This window comes from Mesorhizobium sp. M1A.F.Ca.IN.022.07.1.1, assembly GCF_003997575.1.
In the GTDB taxonomy this organism is placed as follows: domain Bacteria; phylum Pseudomonadota; class Alphaproteobacteria; order Rhizobiales; family Rhizobiaceae; genus Mesorhizobium.
On the sequence record NZ_RZST01000378.1, the window covers coordinates 1 to 5,223 of the forward strand.

5 protein-coding genes and 1 pseudogene are annotated in these 5,223 nt (G+C 62.7%); 3 read left to right on the forward strand and 3 right to left on the reverse strand.

Features of this window, described 5'->3' with window-relative positions; translation table 11 throughout:
- Positions 1-512, forward strand: a 512-nt coding sequence (locus tag EOA75_RS28240) for an FCD domain-containing protein (protein WP_164747610.1), incomplete at its 5' end; no start/stop codon positions are given.
- A gap of 113 nt (positions 513-625) precedes the next feature.
- The gene (locus tag EOA75_RS28245) at positions 626-1,597 is read left to right on the forward strand and encodes a glycosyl transferase family 90 (RefSeq protein WP_127325711.1); all 972 of its coding nucleotides are present in this window, start codon (positions 626-628) and stop codon (positions 1,595-1,597) included.
- 39 nt (positions 1,598-1,636) lie between these two features.
- Here EOA75_RS28245 and EOA75_RS28250 read toward each other — a convergent pair whose 3' ends face one another.
- Positions 1,637-2,680 (reverse strand): aldo/keto reductase, encoded by a 1,044-nt coding sequence (locus EOA75_RS28250; RefSeq protein WP_095824745.1) that lies wholly within the window; start codon positions 2,678-2,680, stop codon positions 1,637-1,639.
- A 264-nt stretch (positions 2,681-2,944) separates the two neighbouring features.
- On the opposite strand from EOA75_RS28250, the gene ppk2 reads away from it, so the two are divergent.
- Positions 2,945-3,865: a polyphosphate kinase 2 gene (ppk2, locus tag EOA75_RS28255; protein ID WP_095801266.1), complete on the forward strand. Its 921-nt coding sequence runs from the start codon at positions 2,945-2,947 to the stop codon at positions 3,863-3,865.
- Between the two features lie 41 nt (positions 3,866-3,906).
- Here ppk2 and EOA75_RS28260 read toward each other — a convergent pair whose 3' ends face one another.
- Complete coding sequence (locus tag EOA75_RS28260; protein ID WP_127325712.1) at positions 3,907-4,554, reverse strand: dihydrofolate reductase family protein; 648 nt, start codon at positions 4,552-4,554, stop codon at positions 3,907-3,909.
- A gap of 146 nt (positions 4,555-4,700) precedes the next feature.
- Positions 4,701-5,223 (reverse strand): annotated as a pseudogene (locus EOA75_RS28265) (porphobilinogen synthase); the annotation flags it as partial.

Sequence of the window (5,223 nt, forward strand, 5' to 3'; positions counted from 1 at the left end):
GCCGTCAACCGCACCGCCGCCACCTCGACCGCCTCGCGGTAGACAGCGATCTGGCCGAGCTCGGCGAGATCGCTGTCTACCGCGAGGCGGTCGAGGTGGCGGCGGTGCGGTTGACGGCGTCGCTGGAAGATCGCAGCGGGATCGAGGTGATCGCGGCGATGCTCGATTCCTGCGACGCCGGTACGCCGCGCGAGGAATGGCACCGCGTTGGTCTGGATTTTCACATCGAGCTGGCCAGGCTTTCCGGCAATGAATTCCTGCTTAAGGGAGTCCGCGATGCAATGACCAGGCTCTCCCGCGCGCGTTGGCTGGAAGTGCGCGACGAGGCGGCGCTTGGCCGCGCCTGGGCCGAGCACCACGCCATCCTGGCTGCCGTGCGAAAGGGTGACGCCGAAAAGGCGGCACGGCTGCTCTCGGCCCACATCGCCGGCAGCCGCGACCGCCTGGTGACTTCGCTGCATGACGAGCGGCGCGGCCTGCGCGCCAGGGGCTTTGCCGTCGTGGGTGGCTGATCCTCGGCCATCGTCGAATATTAGAACTTCAACAAGTTCGTCAGCTTGGGCGGCTTGCAAGATGTTCGGCACAATGCTGTAGGAGGCGACGGACATCTTTAAACGACGGACGCATGGCCTCGCCCTTACGCACCGCAGCGCGGGTATTTTATTTCATACGCAACATCACGCGCGATGTGGCGCCGCAGGCTCTCTTTCGCCAGCGGCTTGCGCGCCGGCTGGAGCAGGCACGGCTCTCCAGCAAAACGGTCCGTGATCGGGTCAACTACTACAACCGGCTCGACCATAGCTTCGTGCCGAGCGCGGCGGCCGTGCCGGCCAGTCAAATACCCAAGTTCGGGAGTATGTACTATTACGACCTGAAGGAGTTCGCCCGCTACTTCGATCGCCACCTGCTCATCGATCTCGAGTTTGGCGACGTCGTCGACGTTCCGGCAGTGCCGTCAATCGTCAAGGACCGGCCGATCCGTAACGACAACGGCAACGCCGTGATCATGAAGCTCGACAAGTTCCGCCATTTCAACATGCCAAAGGACAATCTGTCCTTCGCCGACAAGCGCCCGATGGCGGTCTGGCGCGGTCATTTCAACAATCCGATCCGCAAACGGTTCGTCGATGCCGTGCGCGACCTGCCGTCTTGCGATGCCGGCTCGCCCAAGCCAAGCGCCCCGAAGAACTATCGCAAGCCGTATCTCACGATCGCGCACCAGCGGCAGTTCCGCTACATCGTCTCGCTCGAAGGCAATGACGTGGCGACGAACCTCAAGTGGATCATGAGCTCGAATTCGCTCTGCCTGATGCCGCCGCCGACCTACGAAACCTGGTTCGCCGAGGCTGAGCTCGAGGCCGATGTCCACTACGTGCCTCTGGCGTCGGATTTTTCGGACGTCGCCGACAAGATCGCCTATTTCGAAAAGCACCCGGCGGAAGCCCAACGCATCATAACGGCGGCCAACGCCTATTGCCGCCGGTTCAGCAACGAAAAGGACGAGCGGGCGGTATCGCTGCTCGTCCTCTACAAATATTTCGTGCTAAGCGGCCAGATCGAACCCGACCCGGAGGTCTGGCGTTTTATCGCCGGCTGACCTCCGCGCGTTTTCGGGCGCGGAGCACGGCGCGGATTCTCAGATATCGCTGCGGTCGAGCACCAGGTCGGCGGGGCCGAACCGGTTCTTGGCGGTGAGCTGCTGGTGCCAGTAGGGATAAAGCACCGGCGGCCGGCTGACGTCGTCGAGGCGCAGGCGCTCGTCCAGGGACAGCATCAGGCTGGCCGCCGCGAGGTTGTCCTTGAGCTGGGCTTCGTTGCGGGCGCCGATCACCAGCGAAGAAACGGCCGGGCGGCCGAGCAGCCAGGCAAGCGCCACCTGTGCCGCCGAAACGCCGCGCGCCTTGCCGATTTCGACCAGAACGTCGACGATCCGCCACAACCTGTCCTCGTCCCGGATCGGCGGTTCGGACCAGCCGCCAAGCTGGCGGGCCGTCGGGCTGTCGCGACGGTATTTGCCCGACAGCAGGCCGCCGGCCAGCGGGCTCCACACCAGCACGCCAAGACCCTGGTCGACCGAGATCGGCAGCAACTCGTACTCCGCCTCGCGCGCTTCCAGCGTGTAGTGGATCTGCTGCGTGACGAAGCGCGGCTGATGATGGCTGTCGCTGATCGAGAGGGCCTTCATCACCTGCCAGCCCGAATAATTGGAACAGCCGACATAACGGATCTTGCCCTGGCTGACCAAAGTGTCGAGCGCAGCGATCGTTTCCTCCAGCGGCGTGACCCCATCCCACTCATGCAGGAAATAGATGTCGATGACGTCGGTCTTGAGCCGCTTCAGGCTCCGCTCGCATTCCCGGATCAGGTGATGGCGCGACAGGCCTTCGTCGTTGGGGCCGTTTCCGATCCGCATGCGCGCCTTGGAGGCGATGAGCACATCGTTCTTGCGCTTGCCGCCGAGCGCCTCGCCGACGATCTCCTCCGACAGGCCGTTCGAATACACGTTGGCGGTGTCGATGAGATTGATGCCGGCATCGATGCAGGTATCGATGATGCGGCTCGCCTCCGAGAGATCGGATTTGCCGACGGCGGCGAACGGGCCCGTCCCGCCGAAGGTCATCGTGCCAAGGGTCAATGTCGAAACCTTCAGGCCGGAACGGCCAAGCGTGCGGTATTCCATGTCAGGTCCTTGCGATTTGTTTTGAAGAGGCGCGCCGTCGCGGGCGCCGGAAGAGGCGAGGGTATTTGTAGGACAATTCGGGCGGCTTGTCGCCCCGCCATCGATACGGGCCGATCACATATCGGCTGGTCCAGCGTTGCCGGCTCCTGCTCGCAATAAAACCGTCATTGCGCGTCTGTATCTCAGTCGGCTTACGGAGTTGTGTTTCCGGCCGCGGCCGGAGCGCGTCCGAGGCGAAAGTGGCTGACAGGCAGGAGCTGCGCAATGAACGAGGTCAAGACGAATTCCGGAGCCAAGGACTGGCTGGAAGCCGAACTCGAGGACACGCTCGACGAGGACTATGAGCTGGAGATTTCCGAACCCGCGCTCTCGCTCGAGATCGCCAGGATCTACAAGAAGTCGCATCCGCCCTCCATCGAGCGAACGACCTATTTCCGCGAGCTGCTGCGGCTGCAGTCGGAGCTCATCAAGCTGCAGTCCTGGGTTGCCTACCACAAGAAGAAGCTGGTGGTGATCTTCGAGGGACGCGACTCGGCCGGCAAGGGCGGCGTCATCAAGCGCATCACCCAGCGCCTCAACCCGCGCATCTGCCGCGTCGTCGCGCTGCCTGCGCCGACCGAGCGTGAAAGATCGCAATGGTATTTCCAGCGCTACGTGCCGCATCTGCCGGCGGGCGGCGAGATCGTGCTGTTCGACCGCTCCTGGTACAACCGATCGGGCGTCGAGCAGGTGATGGGCTTTGCCAATGCGGATCAGGTCGAAGAGTTTTTCCGCGACGTGCCGGAATTCGAACGCATGCTGGTGCGCTCCGGCATCACGCTGGTGAAATACTGGTTCTCGATTACCGACGAGGAGCAGCAGATGCGCTTTTTGATGCGCATCCACGATCCGATGAAGCAGTGGAAGCTGTCGCCGATGGACCTGCAGTCGCGCGTGCGCTGGGAACAATACACCAAAGCCAAGGAAGAGACCTTCGCCCGTACCAACATCAAGGAAGCGCCGTGGTTCATTGTCGAAGGCAACGACAAGAAGCGGGCCCGACTGAACTGCATCGATCACCTGCTGCAGCAAATGCCTTACGAAGACGTGCCGCATGAGGAGATCACGCTGCCGGAGCGCGTCTTCAACCCGGCCTACGAGCGCCAGGTGCTGCCGCGCGCGCTTTATGTGCCGGAAAAGTATTGAGCGCTTCCGCATCTCCCACAGGGGAGAAGGGGGAGCCTAGCTTACGCGCGCCCGATCATCACATGCGTCGCGTCGGCGGTCGCGACCTGGCTGGTGCAGCGGTAGCCGAGCTTCGGCATGTCCAGCCCGGCGAAAAGATGCTCGCCGGAGCCGAGCAGGATCGGCGAGATCGCGAGATGCATCTCGTCGATCAGGCTTTCCTTCAGATATTGCCGGATCGTGGCGACGCCGCCGCCGACCCGCACATCCTTGTCCTTGGCGGCCGTCTTCGCCTGTTCGAGCGCCGAATGGATGCCGTCGGTGACGAAGTAAAACGTCGTGCCGCCTTCCATTAAGATCGGCGCCCGCTTGTGATGGGTGAGCACGAAGACCGGCACGTGATAGGGCGGGTTGTCGCCCCACCAGCCTTTCCAGCTCTCGTCCGGCCATTCGCCGCGGACCGGCCCGAACATGTTGCGGCCAAGGATCCAGGCGCCGACATTCTCAAAACTGCGCGCGGCGAAGCTGTCGTCGCTGCCGGTGGTGCCGCCGTCTTTGCCGATCACCATCTCACGAAAGGTGCGCGTGCCGATCATCCATTTATGCAGTCCTTCGCCGCCGACGCCGAGCGCGCTTTCGAGAGTCTGATCGGGGCCGGCGCCGTAACCGTCCAGCGACAGGGTGAAAGCGTTGACGCGCAGCTTTGACATGATCGCCTCGTGAACTAGTTGCATTTTGCAAGCAGTCATGGAGTAGCTTAACTGATTGCATTATGCAAGCGGAATTTTCCGGCGAGCGATCAACTCGTCGGGCGGCGCCCAGGTGACGCGGCGAGAATTTAAAATTGCGCCTGGGCCTAGCCCCTCAGCATCTCCGCAACGGTCGGCGCGAAATAGGTGAGGACACCGTCGCAGCCGGCTCGCTTGAGCGCGAGAAGCGATTCCAGCATCGCCTTTTCGCCGTCGATCCAGCCATTGGCGCTGGCCGCCTTGATCATCGAATATTCGCCCGACACCTGGTAGGCGAAGGTCGGCATCTGGAACTCGTCCTTCAGCCGGCGGATGATGTCGAGATAGGGCAGCCCAGGCTTCACCATCAGCATGTCGGCGCCTTCGGCCAGATCCTGCTCGGCCTCGCGCACGGCTTCATCGGAATTCGCGTGGTCGATATAATAGGTCTTCTTGTCGCCTTTGAGCAGGCCGGCGGTGCCGACAGCCTCGCGATAGGGGCCGTAGAAGGCCGAGGCGAATTTCGTCGCATAGGACATGATCGCCACGTCCTGGAAGCCGTTGGCGTCCAGCGCGTCGCGGATCGCGCCGATACGGCCGTCCATCATGTCGGACGGCGCGATGATGTCCGCGCCGTCCGACATGATGGAC